12 protein-coding genes are annotated in these 21,292 nt (G+C 42.7%); 11 read left to right on the top strand and 1 reads right to left on the bottom strand.

The window, feature by feature from the left end:
- Positions 1-68: 68 nt before the first annotated feature.
- From PBN151_RS15005 to PBN151_RS14950, 11 genes are all read left to right on the top strand, one after another.
- Positions 69-3,536, top strand: a complete 3,468-nt coding sequence (locus PBN151_RS15005) for an InlB B-repeat-containing protein (protein ID WP_227774688.1) — start codon at positions 69-71, stop codon at positions 3,534-3,536.
- Positions 3,537-4,826: 1,290 nt separating this feature from the next.
- On the top strand, positions 4,827-6,167 hold the full coding sequence (locus tag PBN151_RS14995; RefSeq protein WP_083545146.1) for an ABC transporter substrate-binding protein: 1,341 nt from the start codon (positions 4,827-4,829) through the stop codon (positions 6,165-6,167).
- 123 nt (positions 6,168-6,290) lie between these two features.
- Positions 6,291-8,087 carry a sensor histidine kinase gene (locus tag PBN151_RS14990; RefSeq protein ID WP_072729616.1) on the top strand — a complete coding sequence of 599 codons (1,797 nt, stop codon included), beginning with the start codon at positions 6,291-6,293 and terminating at the stop codon, positions 8,085-8,087.
- Between the two features lie 6 nt (positions 8,088-8,093).
- The gene (locus PBN151_RS14985) at positions 8,094-9,761 is read left to right on the top strand and encodes a response regulator transcription factor (protein WP_072729615.1); all 1,668 of its coding nucleotides are present in this window, start codon (positions 8,094-8,096) and stop codon (positions 9,759-9,761) included.
- Positions 9,762-9,781: 20 nt separating this feature from the next.
- Entirely contained in the window at positions 9,782-10,897 is a 1,116-nt protein-coding gene (locus PBN151_RS14980) for a glycoside hydrolase family 88 protein (protein ID WP_072729614.1), read from the top strand.
- A 526-nt stretch (positions 10,898-11,423) separates the two neighbouring features.
- Complete coding sequence (locus tag PBN151_RS14975) at positions 11,424-13,022, top strand: sensor histidine kinase (protein WP_370510424.1); 1,599 nt, start codon at positions 11,424-11,426, stop codon at positions 13,020-13,022.
- Positions 13,023-13,030: 8 nt separating this feature from the next.
- A complete protein-coding gene (locus PBN151_RS14970; protein ID WP_072729613.1) occupies positions 13,031-14,356 on the top strand; it encodes a response regulator transcription factor in 1,326 nt (441 codons plus the stop codon).
- Between the two features lie 100 nt (positions 14,357-14,456).
- Positions 14,457-15,860, top strand: a complete 1,404-nt coding sequence (locus PBN151_RS14965) for an ABC transporter substrate-binding protein (RefSeq protein WP_072729612.1) — start codon at positions 14,457-14,459, stop codon at positions 15,858-15,860.
- Positions 15,861-15,941: 81 nt separating this feature from the next.
- A complete protein-coding gene (locus PBN151_RS14960; protein WP_227774685.1) occupies positions 15,942-18,533 on the top strand; it encodes a carbohydrate-binding protein in 2,592 nt (863 codons plus the stop codon).
- A 173-nt stretch (positions 18,534-18,706) separates the two neighbouring features.
- Positions 18,707-19,588 carry a LysR family transcriptional regulator gene (locus PBN151_RS14955; protein ID WP_072729610.1) on the top strand — a complete coding sequence of 294 codons (882 nt, stop codon included), beginning with the start codon at positions 18,707-18,709 and terminating at the stop codon, positions 19,586-19,588.
- 25 nt (positions 19,589-19,613) lie between these two features.
- The gene (locus tag PBN151_RS14950; RefSeq protein WP_072729609.1) at positions 19,614-20,501 is read left to right on the top strand and encodes a LysR family transcriptional regulator; all 888 of its coding nucleotides are present in this window, start codon (positions 19,614-19,616) and stop codon (positions 20,499-20,501) included.
- Positions 20,502-20,589: 88 nt separating this feature from the next.
- Here PBN151_RS14950 and PBN151_RS14945 read toward each other — a convergent pair whose 3' ends face one another.
- Positions 20,590-21,228, bottom strand: a complete 639-nt coding sequence (locus PBN151_RS14945) for a hydrolase (protein WP_072729608.1) — start codon at positions 21,226-21,228, stop codon at positions 20,590-20,592.
- Between the last annotated feature and the right edge of the window lie 64 nt (positions 21,229-21,292).

Below are 21,292 nucleotides of genomic sequence, written 5' to 3'. Positions count from 1 at the left end.
TCGTTTTTGTTCAACCACCCAATTATTCGTATTACAGGAATTCTAACGGAACATTAATGATCGAGAACTTGTCTACACCGGTAAATGGTAGATGGAACGGTTCCTATGCTACTTGGGAAAGCGTTGCTCATGCATCTGCGTATTCGGTTCAGCTCTTCAGTAATGGAATTGCAAAAGGAAGTCCCGTCGCAGCGACTAGTAATGATGTAGCTCTGTCCCCGAGCTTTGATGATACGTTTAAAGTTAGAGCGATTGGAAGCGCAACAACACGTTTCTTAGATTCTGATGAATCAGGGGAGAGTGCAGCATATTCAGCTCATATTGCGCTAGTCCGTCAGAACGAAACTTTACGGGCAGGCGAGCACCAGCGGCTAATCGTGGACACTGCCGATATGTTCGTAGCTGATAACATTAGCTTCAGCGCAGCAGCGAAGGATAAAAATAAGATTGAAGTTGATGCTGCTGGATTCGTAACAGTTAAGAAAGGCTATGTTCCAACAGAAAACGAAGTCGTAACCGTGAATGCCAGTGTTGATTACTTCAATAAGGCGGACACGATGTTCTACGATGGATTTGAAGGGGATAAGAAGTTTACGAATGGTGAGAACGGGTACGTCCAAAGTGACGTGATGTCCCGCACAGGAGCAAGGGCTGCGACAACGAGTGGCGCTGGCCAGGTGGCTACTGTCCCAGGAACCTATAATTACGCCGCTAAAGCCGGCAAGACAACAATCGTCACTGCCTGGTACTACGACGATGGTGGGGTATCATCCGGTGATCACGCGGTATTTGGCTTTACTCCGTTCGCGAATGAACATATTACCATAAATTATGGGAATGCGGATGGCAACTGGGTGGCGAACCAGACCAACTACGCAGTTAGAATCGGATCGACGGGAAGGTTCTATCCAGTCGACGTGAAGCGCAGCAAAGGCTGGCATAAATTCCAATGGTTCGTTACATCAACGGGAACAACCTATAAAATTGATGGACAAGTAATAAAGAGACAAATGGCAGATGGGAGCACATTTAATACTATTGTAGCGAACAATGTTCTTAAGATTGATGCGTTGCAACTTGCTACGAACTGGGGCAATAAAGCCGGAACGATTAAAGATATGCAGAACAAGCATTTTATCGATGACGTATATGTCATGGATAGTGCAGTAACAGCCCAAACAACAACAGCATCTGTTACATTAAAACTCTTACCTAAAGTGTACACTCACTCCGAAGACAGCACTTATGTTCTTGGTTTGGAAGATTATAAAATTACCGTGAATCCTGATTTAGCGGATCTAGCTGGCGTGAAAATCGGTAATACAACCTTAGAACAAGCTGTGGATTATACGGTTAGGGGCAATGTATTAACGATTAACAAACAAGCATTTGTAAGAAACAACATTATGCCAGGAAAATATACCGTTAGACTCGACCTGAACCCTGCTGAAATTACTTTCGAGTTGAACATTGCATCTCGTGAAGCCCGTGATTATTATTTCTCCAATAACGGTGATGATAGTGCCGATGGACGCACACCGAAGACAGCATGGAAATCCATTTCCAAAATAAATGAAAGCGTATTCCTTCCAGGATCAACCATCTATTTGGATGCAAACAGCGTATGGAATGAACAAATCAGACTGCGCGGCAACGGTGAAGAAAGCAATCCGATTACACTTACTAAATATAATACGACCGATCCTAACCAACGACCGATTATTAATGGTGGAGGAACTGCGTCAAGCCCATCAGGTATTTCCTTAAACGGTACAATTGAGTTGTATGACGTCAATTATTGGGTAGTCAGCGGACTTGAAGTCACGAACATCGGCACTACAGCAGGTGACGGCCGCTCCGGTATTGCAGTGATGTCTCGTATATCCAAGTTGGGACAAGGTCAATTTAACATTCAGGATTATGCGGATGCTCGTATGCAAGGAATTGTCATTCGAGACAACTATGTTCATGATGTAAATGGACTGCATCAAGCGAATGGAGCGAGTAAGATATCCGGGGGCATCATTATTAATGGTTATGTAGATGTACTGGTTGAAAGCAATAAGACCCTTCGTTGCGATAATGAAGGTATTCGCAACAATGCTTATGGGCCAAACAACCCGGGGACTAACAACACAGGCCTCACTTGGAGCAACTCAAGCTACCCATGGGCATCTAACGCTGTGTTTAGAAACAACTGGGTATCTAGTTCAGTTGGAGATGGCATTGTTCTGTCCGGCGGGAACAATTCCCTTGTAGAACGAAATGTCGTTACGGACAGTGGATACAGCTATTTAAGCGATAAGAGCGGTAAACTGGTACCGAACTGGGGTTCAAATAATAGAACACCAACATATCTTGGTTCACAGAACTATGCCGCAGCTTGGATTATGGCAAGTAAAGGCACGATTTTCCGCTACAATGAAGCTATAGATAACCCTTATCATGCAAGTAATGACGGTATGGCTTGGGATATCGACAATTATTGTCAGGACAATGTGTATGAATATAACTACAGCCGGAACAACTATGGCGGTTGGTACTTGCAGATGAATGCTGCCAAGGGCAACATCGTTCGCTATAACATTAGCGTGAACGACGGTCGTAGCCCGGATTTTAACAAGAGTTATAACAGTCTTGTATTACTTGCGGGAGGTTCTTCAACAAGCGAAGAATTAAGCGGATTATTCTATAACAATATCATCATCTCTCCATTGAAGAATAACAGTTCGTTAGTGTTTGACCCAGCGGCCTCCAACCTGCATATTTACTTCCAAAATAACATATTTGCTTATACTGGTGCTAACAGCAGCGTTGGTCTAAAAGGCGGCGGAACCTCCGCTCCATTTAAAGCCGGACGGTTTACGAACAACATTGTCTATCCAGCTAATCTTTTTGGAAGTATGAACGCAGGCGGGGGCGGATATTTAGGTGCAGGTGTAACAACAGCTGCCAACCGCTACGTAACGGAAAATGAACTATATTCCATATTGAAAGATTATAAGATTGCACCGGAACATTGGATTGCCAATAGTGGAACCGTTAATACTGAGCTTGATTACAGCGTGATGGACGGATTCCGCCTTGCCGATGGCGACAACATGGCCTATGGTTCAGGTGTCAAAGTAATAAGCCCATATGTAGATCGTGCGAACGCTCTGCCTCATATGACTGAGGGAACGGACTTTTTCGGCAATCCACTAGGCGGCAGAACGCCTTCGATCGGCGTACACAACCCTTATGCGGTTACTTTTGATTCCAATGGTGGCAGTGAAGTTGCGATGAAGTTCGCTGATATGGGGGGGACAATTACCGAGCCGACACCACCAACCAAAGCTGAAATTAAATTCGGTGGTTGGTACCGAGATGCAGAATTAAATGATGCGTGGAATTTCGCTACTGATACAGTTACAAGCGATATCGTATTATATGCGAAATGGCTTGGAGATGAAGATTTATTGAGTGTGGAAGGCCCTAAAGGCGCAATGATGAATCAAACAACGGTTACGGCAACTGTGTATGATGAGGTAAACTGAGCAATTCATTGACGTTACCGTCAGCAAGGACGCTAGTTGGGAGCTCTATAGCGACGAAGATTGTATCAAAAGAAGATAAAGTATTAGACACATGGTAGATACAAAGGGGCCGTGCAGAGCCTGATCGATAAGATGTCACAAGCTCTTCATTAACATAACGGTAATTTGTAGAAATGAAGAGACGGGAGGAATTCTCCCGTCAAATCATAACATTAGTCAAGCGCGTAACACGGTACATGAGTTCCCCAAGGGCAATATCTAGGCGGAGGAGGAGGAGGGGGACTACCACCAGGAACTGAACCTCTCCTACCTTCATCTACAAATGCTAGAGCAGTACTAGATACTGACATAACCATAACGGTTGCTAAAGCGACAGCTAGAAGCTTTTTCACCATTACCACCTCCTTTATGGAAAAATATGACAGAATTCTATCATCGAAAGAAAAATATGCAAATTATATTTTAATAGTAAGGAGGTTTAACATACTATTTCTTGTGATGAACGGAGTGATTTGAATGAGTTGCACCCATTGCCATGGGTTGGGATACACGGAAGAAAAGAAAGGGATTGTATCACCACACATACCGTATATTGAGGAAACTTATAAAGAGCCTTGCGACTATTGCAATGGTACAGGACGGTAATTGTAGAAATGAAGAGACGGGAGGAATTCTCCCGCCAAATCATGTCATTAGTCAAGCGCGTAACACGGTGCATGAATTCCCCAAGGGCAATAGTTAGGATCAGGAGGGGGATTACCACCAGGAAGGTCTTTACCATTCCCCCTACCATCACCATATGCTAGAGCAGTACTAGAAACTGATACAATCATAACGGTTGCTAAAGCGACAGCTAGAAGCTTTTTCACCATTACCACCTCCTTGCTGGAAAGATATGACAATAGTCTATCATCAAAAGTAAAAATATGCAAATTATATTTTAATAGTAAAGAGGTGTAACGTACTATTTCTTGTGATGAACGGAGTGATTTGATGAATTTACCATAGGTTGGGATATACAGAAGAAAAGATAGGGATTGTATCACCATACATACCGTATATTGAAGAAACTTATAAAGAGCCTTGCGACTATTGCAATGGTACAGGTGATATAGAGGAAGAAACAGGAAGCAGAGTAAACACAACATTATCTTAGTAATCTAGCTAAAAGAAGTAAAAATAATCTTACCTGAGTAAAAATTGTCTGCTTTGAACGGATTTTAATCATGTTACGATTATACCGACATTAAGGAAGTTTACTAGCGACATCATCATATGAGGAGGGTCTACATGAAAAAGATAATTCAAACTGTATTAGCAGTATCACTAGCTTTATCGCTAACTGCTTGCGGCAGCAACAATTCCTCTGATTCTTCATCAACTCCGGCAGCAGATGGTACTTCTGCAGGGCAAGTAACATTGAAGCTGAGCACTTGGCAAACTGATGCGAAGGCGCAATGGAGCAAAATCATACCGGAATTCGAGAAGGCGAACCCAGACATCAAAGTAGAGCTTGATCTCCTAAACGAAAAAGGAGATTCGGTTGCATCTATGCAAAAGCTTGATTTGATGGCTGCATCAGATGATCAATTGGATATTATCGAAATGCCGTATACAAACTACTCACAGCGTGCTTCTATTGGTCTGTTGGAACCGCTTGACAGCTACATAGAAAAGGAAGGCTATAAGTACGGTGATGAATACCTAGTAGATACCCACGTGGATGGGAAAATTTTTGCGCTCCCATCCTCTCTGCAGCGTTGGTTCATTCTGTTAAACAAAGACATGCTGGACGCAGCACAATTGCCGGTACCACAAGATTGGACTTGGGCTGATTTCGAAGATTATGCTAAAAAGCTCACGAAAGGTGAAGGCGCTTCCAAAGTGTATGGTACATACTTCCATAACTGGCCAGACCTTTACAACTTGCAGCTAAAGAGTAAAGAAATCGATAACAATTTCTTGAAAGCGGACGGAACCTCGAATGCGAAGGAGCCACTCCTTGCATCCAGCTTGAAAATGCTGAAAACGATGATATACACAGATAAAACAGCAAATCCTTACGAAGACATTATTTCTCAAAAGCTGCATTATCGTACACAGTTTTTTAACGGTGCAGCAGCGATGGTACCAATCGGTGACTGGATGGTTGCTGAATCGGGCGGTACGGATGCAATCCCTGCAACCTTCCATGCAGCGTTTGCACCCATTCCTAAGCTGGAAGGTACAACTGAGCATTATTCCCCAGTACAACCTACTTACATGGGGGTTGCTGCTAAGTCCAAAAACAAAGAAGCAGCTTACAAATTCGTGAGATGGTATACAACTGAAGGCTTGGAGATCGGTGGTCGTGTATTTTCCGGTTGGGCTAAATCGGATTCCGACAAGTTGACAGAGAAAATCGTCAGCACTTCGAAGGATCCTTCCAAGGTGGATATGGAATCCTTGAAATATACCATGAAAAACACGAAGCCTGGTCAAGCGCCAGTTCCGGTTCCTTACGTTGGTGAGGTCGAGAAAGCTGCCATTGCTGAGGTTGAATTGTACTTGTTAGATAAACAAGATATCGATAAGACAATTGAAAATATGGACAAGAAAATTACAGATGTAATCAATAGTAACAAAAAATAAAAAATATGATCTTGTTGCTTGCCGAAATTAGATAGGATCATTATATATTGGTAACAGGGGAAATGAGATAAATCGTTTCCCTGTTCCTATTCTAAGAGTGATGAACATTTGAGGGTTCCATTTATGAAAATAGATCGATATTCACTTCGTACAAAACTAGTTATTGCGGCTTTGATGTGTTTTATGATTCCCCTGATTGTGAATTACTTCTTAACTACGTATGTAACCAAAGATATTGTGCTGCATAAAGCGGTATCTAGCACGCAGGATACGTTAATATTAGTTGATTCCAATGTATCCGGTATTGTTGAACAGATGCTATCTTTGTCGAATATAATTTTGATGAATAATGAAATCAATAAACATGTCACAATTAGCAAAGAGCAGTTTGCAAGAGGTAGTAACTCAGGTCAACAGTTAGAATACATGCGTTTAATTTCTAATCTGGATGACCTGTTTGCCCAGAATTCAGATATGTATATCACTGTGTTGGGTGTAAATGGGTTTACATATACGAATTATTCTTTTAGTGATTTTAACCCGAATTTCTTTCATGGAAAAATTGTATTCAAGGAACTGGATAAGCTTGCTGCGTTTTCAACGGCATGGATTGGTTTACAAGATAATTACTACGGCAATTTCGAAGCGAGGCAGAAGTCACCGAAGGTGCTTACCATCGCTCGCACCATGAAGAACTCAAGTGGTCATTCGCTGGGCTATGTGATTGTCAGCGTGAACGAAAGTAAGATTCAACGTCAGCTAAACAGCTATTCGGAACAGAAAATTATGCTGATGGATGATCAAGGAACGATCTTATCTCAGTCTCAGTCGGATTCCATAAACATCGGACAACAATTTCGATACACTGATTATGCGATTAACGAGAATACGCTTGTCTACAACAATGAAAAGTATATCTATGTGTCAGAGCCCGTAGCTGGAACCAAATGGTCCTTGCTCAGTCTAGTTCCCTATTCTTCGGCAGTGGGTCCTAACAACCAGATATTAGTAACCAGCTTCATTATGCAGTTTCTATTCTTTACAGGGTTTTGCATACTGCTGATGATTCTGATCTCGGCGATCACTAAGCCGATCACGAAGTTAAGTAAATTTGTTGCCAAGGTCAATACGGGGCAGCTAAATATACGTTCGGGGATTAGAGGACAGCATGAGGTAGGCCAACTTGGCAAATCGATTGACCAAATGCTGGATCGAATCGAGATGATGATCGAACAGATTACGCTTGAGCAGACGCAGAAGCGCAAAGCAGAGCTGGAGATGCTTCAAGCACAAATTAATCCGCATTTCATGTTCAATCTGTTGAATTCGATTCGCTTAAACATTCTGATTCGCGGCGATGAAGAGAATGCGAAGTTAATCGGTTCGTTATCCTCATTGCTTCGGATGACCATTAATCGGGATAATGAATGGATATCGCTTCACGACGAGGTCGAGACCATTCAGCATTATATACGTTTGATGAATTTCAGGCATGCAAATCAGGTTCAATTGGTCGAGAAAATTGCCGTGAGCAGTGACCACGTCTTAGTTCCTCGATTTATGATCCAACCGATAATCGAAAACGCTATCATTCATGGGTTTCATCAGTATGGCGGCCAAATTGAAATCGAATCGTATACGGTAAAGCTGGAAGAAGAAAGCAGCCTCCTGATTAAGATTCATGATAATGGCGTCGGAATGACATCAGAACGATTACAAGAATTGATAACCAAACTTGAGAATGGGCAGGGAGGTGCTGCGCCTAACAAATCAAGCTTCTCTGGCATTGGCGTGACGAATGTTTACCAGCGATTGAAATTAATATATGGAGAAAAGTTTCTGATGCGGATTAACAGTGAAGCTGATGTAGGAACAACAGTTACGCTTCAATTACCCCAAGTAAACCGTGAAGTGGAGTGAAGCTGCATGTTTACAGCGATTGTAGTAGATGATGATTACCCTGTTCTTCAATATTTGTCTCAAGCCGTCAAATGGAAACAGCTTCACATCGAATTACTCGGTACGTATTCCAATGGGTTAGAAGCGTTGGAAGCGATTCGTATGTTCGAGCGATTGCCTGATATCGTGATTACGGATATTGGCATGCCGAGAATGAATGGACTCGAACTGATTGAGGAGTATAGCTCAATTAACCCTGACTTTGCGGCGATTATTATCTCCTGCCATGATGAATTTCATTACGCTCAACAAGCGCTTAAGTTGAATGTTCAGGACTATATTTTGAAGGAAAGCTTGGAAGTGGAGCAAATAGAGCAGATTTTAAAGAAGATAACCCATCGATTAGGCTCCCAACAGGATAAATTGGCTGAATTTCAACATTACAAGCAATTAGGCAAATTGAATCAGACTGCTGTCAGAAGCAAGTTTTTGAAGGATACCCTATATCAAAATTCCTGGTCGAAGCATGCTTGGATTGAAAAGGCAGGAATAAATGGCATTAATCTTCAATCAAAACAGTACGTCACCATGATCCTCTCTGTAGATCGGTTGAATGAGATGAGTCGTGTGCACAGATTGAATGATCATACGATTATTTTTGCAGTGGAGAATGTACTTCAGGAGATTTTGAGTGATAAAGGGAATTTCGTTATTTTTAACTACAATAATCGCGACTTGGTTGTTCTCTATTTAACGGATGATCCGAGTGTTGAGCAGTCATATGTGTATCACATGATGCAGACCTGCATTACAAACATCAAACAGTACTTAAAAATCTATGTATCCGGTTTCATTGGTCGAACGGTAAGCAAACCTAAAGAAATCCAAGATGCTCTGCTTCCTATGCTGCAGGAGCTGGAGCATCGATTTTATAGTGCAGAATCCAGCGTGAGTACATGGTCGAATCGAGAATTCAGCAAAATTGATATGTATCAAGAGTATGCAAAGTATTATTCCATGATTAGCGAGCATATAGCAGCTAAGAATCAGTCTGGACTCGTGGTGACGATACAAGATTGGTCGAATTGGGTGAAAGCCTCTCATTTCCATCCTGATTATGTAAAAGAATGGGTACTGCAATTACTTTTGGATTTACATATGAAAATAAAAGTTACACTTCATTTTCAAAGCGAGTTTTCCGATGAGAAGCTCTATTTAACAATAAGCCAAATCGTAACCTTGTCGCATTTATCGGAGTGGTTCCTAGACTACTTATCGCGTATGGCTGCTAAGTTAAGTAAGATTACGATATCTTCGCGTCCGGAAGTGATTAAGGCGCAGCAATATGTCATTCAGCATGTGTCGGAGCGGATAACGCTGGAGGAGATGGCCAGCTATTTGAATCTCAACTCGAGTTATTTCAGTCGGCTGTTTAAGCGAGAGCTGAATATCAATTTTATTGAGTATGTGAATCGAGTTAAACTTCAGAAGGCCAAGGAGCTTCTGCTGCAATCGAACAAAACGGTAGAGGAAATCTCAGATTTGCTCGGTTATTCGAACAAAAGCTATTTTATTAAACTATTTAAGCGAGATGTAGGAACAACACCAAGAGAGTTTGTCTCCTGGGACAAATCACAACGGATGATGGAGAACAGTTCCAAAGATGCAATTATCAGCATACCTACAAACTTTTAACTGGCAGGAGAGTAGAGCTCATGTGGCGTAAAGCGATTGAAGATGCACAGGCTAAAATAGCAAATAATCTGTGCAATCATCCAGGATTGCTTCCTCATATTACGGGAGACAAGTGCTATGAATGGGGAGAGAACAACGATTGGATCGAGGGCTTCTATGTCGGAATGATATGGTTGGCGTATGAATATAGTCAAGATTCCTATTATAAAGAAGCAGCAGAAGCCTTCTTGGAGAACTTTAAGCATCGTTTGGATCATCATGTGGATTTGGATCATCATGATATCGGCTTTCTCTATTCTCTATCCGCCGTTGCCCAGTATCGCATAACAAGGAGTGAAGAAGCAAGGCAGGTAGCCTTGCAGGCAGCACGTGTGCTTGCTAATCGCTGGCGTCCGAAGATGGGTATTATTCAAGCATGGGGCACAGAAGGAGATCCTGAGAACGGCGGCAGAATCATCATCGATTGCATGCTGAATCTTCCGTTATTGTTCTTTGCATATGAGCAGACAGGTGAACAGGAATACTATGATATTGCGTATAAACATGCACGCAAGAGCTTGCGTTTCCTAGTTAGAGGTGATTCCTCTTCCTACCATACCTTCTATTTCGACCAGGAAAATGGAAATGCTCTGCGTGGAGGCACGCATCAGGGCTATCAGGATGGTTCAACCTGGACACGAGGACAAGCTTGGGGTGTCTATGGCTTTGCGCTTGCTTATCGATATACGCAAGATCCTGACTTCCTTGCTGCCTCTAAGCGTATGGCGAAATATTATATCGATCATCTGCCAGAGGATCATGTTGCGTATTGGGACTTTGACGTTCCTGTTGAAGCGTCAACGCCTCGTGACAGCTCTGCTTCTGCAATCGTTGCCTGCGGCTTGATTGAGCTGATCGGCATGCTTGATGTGGAAGATCCAGATCATGAGTATTTCACCAATTCACTGCATGAACAGATGGAGTCACTTGTTGCGAACTATTCAACAATGAATATGCCAGATGCAGAAGGTTTACTGCAGCATGGCTCTTATCACGTAAGAGGAGATCGTGGGCCGGATGATTATATGATCTGGGGAGATTATTATTATTTTGAGGCTTTGGTTCGTCTGCAATGCGGAATTAGAAGCTACTGGTAATGTAATGAATTGTTCATCACAATTACTGAGCTGTAACCATATTGACAAAGCACTTTCAATAAACCAGTGGCAGTCTAAGACTTGATCATCCAGTCAAAGACTACCGCTGTTTTTTTTATTGGACTTTTTCTCGCAGCTGTCCATAGATCGTATATACTAAGAGTAATCACATTACTAAAACCTAGTAAATATTTTTTCCACCTCATATAACCTACACGATCTACTCCTGATGAATATATATTATCTTTCTTTCCTATTTCTTATCGATTCGCCCGATTCAACAAACGGAAGTTTTGAAGGAGCGAAGTGCGTGCGAACAATGCTTTCAAAACCTAGGTCAAAAATGAGTGTTACCTACAAACTTCTGCTCCTGTTTATATTTATGGTAAGTCCTATTTTTATTCTTACCTATTATGGAAACTTGACAGCAGAGCACATATTGAAGCAAACCGTCACGAACGCCTATCTTGAATTAAATAAACAAAACTTAAACCTTGTAAATCGAGATATAGACTCTATTGATCTTATGACCAAAACCATTATTCAAAATCCGCTTACACAGCATATGATTCCGAGCGGTACCGACTCCATTCTTGAACGGGTCAGCAAATACGAAGCGTTGGACAAACTGCTCAAAAGCTACTCGATTGGCGTAAATGGGGGGGAGGCGGTTTATTTTTCCCTGTATGTTTATGATCCTGCTGACTACTATTCGTTCGCTCCAAAAGATCGATCCGCTCCTCAAGCCGGTGTCTATTTTTTAACGGAGCAAGACAAGCCCGATTGGTTTCTGGAAGCGCTTCGGATGCAGGGGAAGGGGAGTCTAAAAGTCATTGATAGTATGAGTTCCATGTCCCAGTCAAAGACACTAAGCTATGTCCGAGCTGTCAATAATATATCCCAGGCTAGCGGTGTGATTGGCGTACTCGTAGTCACTAAGCTTGAAAAAATAATTCAAAATGATTTCAGCACGGTTTCTTTGCCGCAAGGAGAAATTTTTTTAACAGATTGGTCCAATCAAATTTTTGCCTCAACAGCAGAAGGAGTAGGATCCATATTGGAACTCCCAGACCGTGCAAAAGAAATCGAGCGAAAAGATGGCTATCTAGACATTATCCATTCGGGTCACATCTATGTCATTAACTATAGCTATCATCTGCAGCAAAAGCTCGTCTATCGACTCCCGCTTCATTCCTTGCTCCAGCAGCAAAGCCAACTCAAACAAATTATTCAGTTCATTTCAATTGTTTACGCCTTACTCGTTTTTGCGGCCTTCATCTATTTTTGGAGATCGCTGATGAACCCGATGCAAAAATTGTCGCGTTTCATTCGCAGTTATACACCTGGGAAACATGCGGCCAGACAAGTTGAGGGGAACAGAAATGATGAATTGGGTGCACTGATTACGTCCGTATATGATATGGCTGACCGCCTAAATCATCTTGTGAACGATAAATATCAATACGAAATTAAGCAGAAGGAAGCGCAGCTGCAAATTTTATATCAGCAAATCAATCCGCATTTATTGTACAACACGCTGGAGAGCATCTACTGGAAAAGCATGTTGGAAGGAAGCACGCAATCTGCCGAGATGATTAAAGACTTAGCCAAATTAATGAAAATCGGATTAAGCAGAGGAAGAGAATTAATAACCATTGAAGAGGAGTTGGCGCATGCTTTAGCTTACATTAGTTTGCAGCAGCGTAGATACGAGTTTCGTTTTCGTGTTGTATGGAATATAAGCGATGAGGTGCGCCATTTGCAGATCCCCAAAATTACCCTTCAGCCATTAATTGAAAACGCCATTATTCATGGCGTGAAAAATATGGAGGATGACGGTGAAATTGTTGTTTCTGCCGACATTCAATCCGATATTGTGATTATTCGAGTAGAAGACAATGGATATAAAGAGGTCGATTATGAAGAAATCCATCGATTGTTGAATGAAGAGATGGAGGAGCTTTCCGTCGGGTATGGAATCCGCAACATTCAGCAGAGGATTAAGCTGCACTTTGGCTGCTCCTATGGGATTAGCTATAGCAAAAGAGAGCATCAGGGGACGATTGTTACCATTACTCTACCTAAAAGCGAAGTTACTCACGGCAAACAAATACTTATGGGGTGAATTTTTATATGTATAACATTTTGATCGTAGATGACGAGCCATGGATTTGCAAAGGATTAAGCAATCTGCTTGCTTCTTCAGGATTACATATCCATAATGTTTTCATCGCTCACAGTGGATATGAGGCGATGGATTTTATCCGAATGGAAGACATTGACTTATTAATTACAGATATTCAGATGGGTGAAATGAGCGGTATCGAATTAATGCATCAAGCTAAAATGGCAAAGCCGTCCGTTCAATCCATTGTTGTCTCCGCGCATGAGACTTTTCAATATGCACAATTGGCTATGCGGCTGGGAGCAAAAGATTATTTGATCAAGCCCATTAACAGCAGCCAGTTCCTAGATTCCGTGCGCAGCGTGCTGCTAAGGCTGACAAAAACGACCGCACACGATGGAGTTGCCACTCCATTAAATGAACACTTTCGTATGAACGAACCAGATCCGGCGACAACAGCGTTATTAAACAGGCTGCTTGTTCATCCTGATATAGTATGTAAGGATGCTTTTGCTGTTCAGCAGTTGAGTGATCTCTCATTAGTGGGGCCCTATTTTTCGGTGCTCAAAATCGATCTTCAACTGCAATCCCCAGTAAACAGACAGCGATCGTTGGGAGAAGATGTTCAGTTGCTGCAGTATGCCGTTTTAAACATGACAAATGAGCTACTTGAAGGGCAGTGTAATTATATTGCTTTTTGTTCGTCAGAGCATGAGATTACGGTCATTCTCCAGTGGGATAGTGAAACATATGGCGATCCAGGTGAAGACAAAATCAGTCAATTAGATGTGATTGGTAGATTACTCTGCTTGAATATTCAAGGTTACTTATCACTGCAATCTGTGATCGGCATGAGCCATATTTTACAGGGGTTTGAGTATATCAGCGTATTGGATCAACAGGCGCGACGAGCAGTCCGCTTTAACCGCGTATTCCCAGATCATTATGTGTTTTATTATGGAGATTTTTGCTGGAATCATGATGGGGAAGAGCCTATGAAGGACGAACTGCACATGCAGTCTAATCAAATTGTAGATAAGGCTAAGAAATATATCCATGAGCATTTTGCCCAAAAGGGATTAACACTCTTGGAAATTGCTCAAAAAAGTCATGTGAGTCCAAATTATTTAAGTTATTTATTCAAAAAAATAACGGGTTACAACCTATGGGACTATGTCGTGAAACTGAGAATGGAAGAAAGCAGGCTGCTGCTACTAACTACTGATCTGCGACGCTATGAAATCGCTGAAAAGGTCGGCTACGAATCACCGGAGCATTTCAGTAAAATATTCAAAAAATATTATGGAGTAAGTCTGAGCGAATTCAAAAAGTAGAATCGCCTATGATCTTCAGAGAATCACACATGTTCATCGTTAATCTACCAAATTACAATAATAATTGTAAATAGATTCGCTCAAAGGAGCCGCTATCCTTATGGATAAACGTAGAGTTATTCTCGTAACCTCGATAATCATATGTATCTCTGCATTGATGCTAACCGCATGTAGTCGTTCATCAAGTATCACCACTGACGATGCATCAAAATATTCAGCGGAATCTGCTAAGGTAACGATCAGCATCTACTACCCTCCACCTGATCAAATCGAGAAGAGGGCGCTTGAAGATGACAAGATCAAACGTTTTGTAGCACAGTACCCGAATGTGGAAGTTGTAAAAAGCGATTGGCAGTATGATCCGAATCAAATCGGAATTAAGATGGGAGCCAATGAGGCGCCAACTTTATTCAATACATATGCAACAGAAGGAAGATTTTTGGCAGATAAGGGATGGGCAGCCGACATCACGAGCTTGTTTCATGATTATGCGTTTAAAGATCAAATGAATCCGATACTTCAGGAGCAGTTCATTATTGGAGGCAAGGTATATGGAATTGCCCAGCAAGGTTATGTTACCGGCACAATTATAAACAAAAGTCTCTTCGTTCATAAAAAAATTGCGATGCCCCGTTTTGATTGGACTTGGGATGACATGCTTGCTACAGCACAGGCGGCGGCTGAGCCTGCGAAGGGCATCTCGGGCATCGCACTGATGGGCAAGGGGAATGAAGCCGGCTGGAACTGGACGAACTTTCTATTTGGAGCAGGAGGCGATATTCAGAAAGCAGATGACGGTAAAATTACGGCCGTATTTCATTCGGAAGCTGGCATTAAAGCCCTCACATTTTATCAACATCTAGCTTGGGAAGCGAAGGTAATCCCGAAAGACTGGGCACTTGGTTGGGGAGATGCTATAGGCGCCTTGATTCAAGGAAGAACGGCGATGATCATATCGGGCCCTGACGGCCCAATTGATCAGGCACTCAACCAAGGGAAGATGAAGCCTGAGGATATTGTCGTATATCCGATGCCAGCGGTCGAACAAGGAGGCAAACACATAGGTGTGCTTGGAGGGGATTTCCTAGTTATCAATCCGAAAGCGACGAGTGAAGAACAAAAGATGGCCTTTCGTTATGCTACGTTTGATTATTTCACCGATAAAGGACTGTTGTCGATAGAAGCGAGTATCCAGCAGCGACAGAAAGATCAAAAATATTTTGTTCCGCCTGTTATTGAGTATTTCACACCTGATTCTGCCTATGCGGAAAAAGTTAAGGCAATCTATGAAAAATACGACAATGTGTATCAATACCCCCCTGAGACACTGGAGCTAATGGATGGAAAGTTGGAGGCGCAGTTCAATACGCAAGAGTACTACGCGACGATGGCCGGTGTCGTTCAGGATATTTTCTCACGCGAGGATGCGGATCCAAAGACGGTGTTGGTGGCGGCTGCACAGCTTGTACAGGTGAGGTTTTACAATCAGATGACAGTCAAATAAGAGAGCATCATGTGTGAAAATAGCGTTACAAGTATGTCTAACATATTCGATTCAACCAAAAAGGAAAGGAAGGTTATGAAGATGCGAGTACGACTCCCGAGAAAGTCCACGATTCTCTTGTTATTCCTCATTGTAAGCTTAATACTTACACAGTTGTCACTAGGTGCAACCCCCGTGCAAGCCTCCTCCAATTTGGCAGCAGGCAAGCCCGTCTGGGCAAGCAGTTACAACGATATTTACACGCCTGAGAAAGCGGTAGACAGCGATCCGTCGACGTATTGGGAAAGTGCGAACAATGCATTCCCGCAATGGCTTCGTGTCGATCTTGGCCATATGAGCACGATCGGTCAAGTCGTTCTGCAGCTCCCGGAAACATGGGGGCAAAGAGAGCAAACCTTATCCGTGTCGGGCAGTATCGATGATGCTAATTATACGACATTAGCTGCCTCGGCCAGCTATTCGTTTGATCCAATCAGTGGGAATACGGTAACCATCCATTTCCCAGCTACGGCAGCAAGATACGTAAAACTGAATTTCACTGCCAATAATGGTTGGGTAGCCGCCCAGTTATCTGAGTTTGGAGTGTTCGCGTCGTCGAGATCTGCATTGTCCACCATCGAAGCAGAAAGCTACGACGATCAAATGGGCATTCAAACAGAAGTATCCAGTGAAGGCGGATTTAATATCGGCTTTATCGAAAATGATGACTATACAGCTTATCACAATATCGATTTTGGCTCCGGTGTATCGCAGTTTGAGGTGCGGGTGGCAAGTAATGGCGGCGGAGGACTTATTGAAATCCGATTGGACAGCTTGGCAGGTACACTTGCAGGTACTTGTGCAGTTGAGCCGACAGGCGGATGGCAGACATGGACGACAAAATTTTGCAGTATAAATCCAATCAGCGGTTTACACCATGTCTTTCTGAAGTTTAAGGGCAGCGGGGATGGACTATTCAATATCAACTGGTTCAAATTCTCCAACAGTTCTTTGGTGCCACAAAAAGGCGCGACAATGCCTTATGATAGGTATGAAGCGGAGGATGGCGTTATCGGAGGCGGGGCAGTTATCGTCGGTCCGAACCGAAACATTGGTGATTTAGCTGGAGAAGCTTCCGGCAGAAAAGCAGTCACGTTAAACTCAACAGGCAGTTTCGTTGAATTTAAGACGAAAGCAAGTACGAACACGCTTGTTGCGCGTTTCTCCATACCTGATGCTCCTAGCGGGAATGGATTGAGTAATACACTGAATGTTTATGTCAACAACGTGTTTGCAAAGTCGCTCAATCTGACATCAAGGTATTCGTGGCTCTACGGCAATGAGGCATCGCCAAGCAATTCCCCTTCTGCTGGCGCTGCTCGATTTATCTACGATGAAGCGAACATTATGTTTGATAACACGATTCCTGCTGGAAGTACGATCAAGCTGCAAAAGGATCCGGCAAACACAACGACCTATGCGATCGATTTCATCAGCCTGGAGCAAGTATCGCCACTGCCTAATCCCGATCCTTCCCAATACGTAACACCTACAAACACTACACACCAGGCTGTTCAACAAGCATTGGATCAAGTTCGTATGGATCCGACTGGAAAACTTATTGGGGTATATTTGCCTGCCGGAACCTATGAAACAGGGGCCAAGTTTCAAGTATACGGCAAGCCTGTGAAAGTGGTCGGCGCTGGTCCATGGTATACCCGGTTTGTAGCTCCTTCCAATCAGACAAATACAGATATCGGTTTTTCAGCAAGTGCAGGCGCTGACGGCTCCACTTTTGCCAACTTTGCTTATTTTGGCAACTATAACATCCGTGATGATAGGGCAGGCAAAGTATTCGCATTTACGAACGTAGCCAACATGACTTTCGACAACATCTGGGTCGAGCATCAGATGTGTATGTTCTGGGGACAGAACGTCGATAACACTATCATTAAAAATTCCCGGATTCGAAACGTATTTGCAGATGCTATCAATTTTACAAACGGCAGCACGAACAACTTGGTGACAAACAACGAAGCTCGCAGCACTGGTGATGATAGCTTTGCCTTGTTTAATGCTGTAGACAGCGGCACTTCCGAAGACAATCAAGGCAATGTCTTTGAAAATTTAACATCGCTACTCACATGGCGGGCTGCAGGACTTGCCGTATACGGGGGCTTCAACAATACCTTTCGCAATATTTACATTGCGGATACACTCGCTTATTCGGGTCTAACCGTCAGTTCGCTGGACTTTGGCATTGCGTTCCGCGGTTTTGGTTCGGCTCCTCCAACAAAGATCGAGAATGTCTCGCTTCTTCGTACAGGCGGTCATTTCTGGGGAAATCAGACGTTCCCGGCTCTCTGGCTATTTTCGGCCTCGAAAGAGTACCGAGGTATTCGCATAAGTGATGTGGAAATTATTGACCCAACCTACCATGGGATTATGTTTCAGACGAACTATAAAGGTTCTACGCCGGAATTCCCGATCACGGATACGATTTTATCAAACATTAAAATATCGGGCGTTCGCAAGAGCGAAGATGCATTTGAAGTCAATTCGGGCTTTGGAATCTGGGCGAATCAGCCAGTGGGATCCGTTACGTTCAATAACTTGCAATTTCTGAATATGGGGCCCGGGACAACACAAATAAACAATCCAACCTCTACGTTTTCGATTCAAGTCAACCCGTAACACCGTAATTATCATATGAAGCATGAATTGGTCAGCTACATGACAGATTCATGCTTTTTTTAATGAAGTAATATCGCTACTGATACGCATAGGATTGCACCTGTTCATTTTATGCAGCGATTTTTACAATAAAAGTAAGTCGCTTGATATACAGGTAGAGAGGAGTGCCGCTAATGGAACTGCGCCAGCTTCAATATTTTATCCAAATATGCAAATCGGGAAGTCTCACCAAAGCCAAAGCGGAATTGGGGGTAACGCAGCCTACATTAAGTCAGCAGCTTCGTGTATTAGAGAATGAATTTAATACGCCATTGTTTAATCGAGGCGCAAAGGGGGTGGAGATGACGGAAGCAGGCAAAATTCTTTTACATAAGGGCAACACCATAATGAATTTGCTTGAAGAAGCTCGATATCAAATGAAAAACGAAGCGATAGCAGTGAGAGAAACGCTTGCAATTGGTTGTTGTCCTGCTGAGCTTGAATATCTTGCACCTTGCTTTATAAAATTTCATGAAAAGCATCCCCATGTACAACTAAAGGTTATTGAGACTGCGAATGTGCAGCATAGTGTGCTAGAACGAGTAGTTGATATTGGGATTACTTCCGATTCAAAGACTAGGGATTCCATCGTATCGACTTACTTGTATCGGCAAGAAATGGCGCTCTTCGTTCATTCAAAGCACTCTATGGCTGCTCATCCCTTCCTTCCTATTCGATCATTGAAGCAAATGAATACCATTTTGTTTCTGCAGCAATACAAATCAGTAATCGAAATGTATAGATTAGCCTGTGGTCTTACTGTGAGTTCCATGATTGAAACTACTTCCATTTCTTTATTAATTCAGTGGGTTCTTCAAGGACTTGGAGCAGCGCTTCTTCCGGTATGTTTGGTTGAAAGTTTCAAGGAGTATGCTTTTCGGATGGTGAGATTTGAAGACTTCGTACCTTGTTGGGACGTATCGCTTATCCATCTGAATTCCTTTGCATGGAACATCACGGCACGTGCATTCATGGAAGAGATGAATCATTTTATTCGAGGCCAAATGGCTGGATAACAAAGAGAGGTTGAGGTGTGAATCCGTGTTCAGACAATTAGAGTGCTTTATTCAAATTTGCGAAGAAGGCAGCTTTGCTAGAGCCGCAGAATCGCTCCTGATTTCTCAACCTGCATTAAGCCAGCAGATTCGGTATATCGAGGCAGAATTCGGAACTCCTGTATTTAAAAGGGCAGGTAGAGGGGTAAAGCTTACAGCTGCAGGGCAAATTCTTTATGAGAAAGCTCGTTCCGTAATGGAGCTGATCGATGAGTCGAAAACAGAAACATATGAACTAAACTATCCCCGAGCCAATCAACTCTCGCTCTCGATCGGCATCTCGCCATTCGATTGTCCGTATTTGATGCCCCTTTTTTTAAAATTTCATAAACAGAACCCGGCTATTGCGCTTCATTTTGTAAATATCGAAAATGGTTATGGGGACTTACGGAATAGGCATATTGACATTGCTTTCAGTGATTGTTCGGAACTTAACAAGGAACTATATGCTGTACATGTATATAAAGAAGAACAGGCGCTCATCGTTTACGCAGATCATCCATGGGCGGATCGAACGACCATTTCTCTTCACGAATTGGAACAAATAGATTCAGATGTGTTTGTTAGCGATACAAATACAGAAGAGCTAATGCAAACTTTCGGGTTCGAAACTGCCAAGGTTCCTCAAACGAAATTTCAGTCTACCTCATCTACCATTGTTCTCTATATGGTCATTCAAAAAATGGGGGTGGCTATTTTGCCAATTTCATTCTTAGAAAGCTCTGCTTGTTCGAAAGTAAAAGTAATACGTTTCTTAGACCCGATTCCTGCACGTGAAGTCAAGCTTATTGTTCAAAAGGATCGGTTTATTGAGCCCGCGATTCAAAATTTTATAAGTTATTTTTTAGAACCAGCGAAATCACTTTCCATGTAACAGATCGTGTTCTAAAAAAGGTACAGTCCGGTTTTATTGGAACTGTACCTATACCTATACGTTGATAGCTATTGTAGAGGATGTGAATTTAACCTCCGTGACCGCCAAACATCGTTTTGGCATATACAACGCCCGTACCATAAGCCCCAGCATGCTGGATTGCAACATTCACAACGGCATCGTATGTTTCTTCACGTGCCCAATCGCGTTGATATTCAAGAAGGACAGAAAGCCATGTGACAGGGATCGCCCCCGCTTGAATCATACGTTGAATGGATGTGTTATGGGCTTCTGTCGTCGTACCACCTGAAGCATCTGTAACAATATACACTTCATATCCATCTTTGATGGCCGAAATCGTTGGAAATGCAAGACAAACTTCCGTCCAGAGAGCTGCGATAATCAGCTTCTTGCGCCCCGTTTGCTTTACGGCCTCAACGAAGTTTTTGTCCTCCCAGGAGTTCATCGATGTTCGATCAATTGGCTTTTGATCGGGAAATACTTCTTGAATATGCGGATGGAGGGGGCCCGAGAATGATTCCGAAGCAACCGTTGTTAAAATGATGGGGGCATTAAATACTTTAGCCGTTTTGGCTAATCCAACGGTATTGTTAATAATCGTTTGACGGTCAGCACTTTGTGTTCCAAACAACATTTGGGGCTGATGGTCTATAAGAATGATGGCAGAGTTCTCGGGTGTCAGTAGATCTGTTTTGTCATTAAACATATGTTGATCCCTTCCTTCTTTAAAATGGTGGCAACGGAAAAGAGCTGATTTCGAACTTCTGTTG

Source organism: Paenibacillus sp. NAIST15-1 (assembly GCF_001894745.1).
GTDB classification, from domain to species: domain Bacteria; phylum Bacillota; class Bacilli; order Paenibacillales; family Paenibacillaceae; genus Paenibacillus_B; species Paenibacillus_B suaedae.
This window is presented reverse-complemented; position numbering and strand designations above follow the sequence as displayed.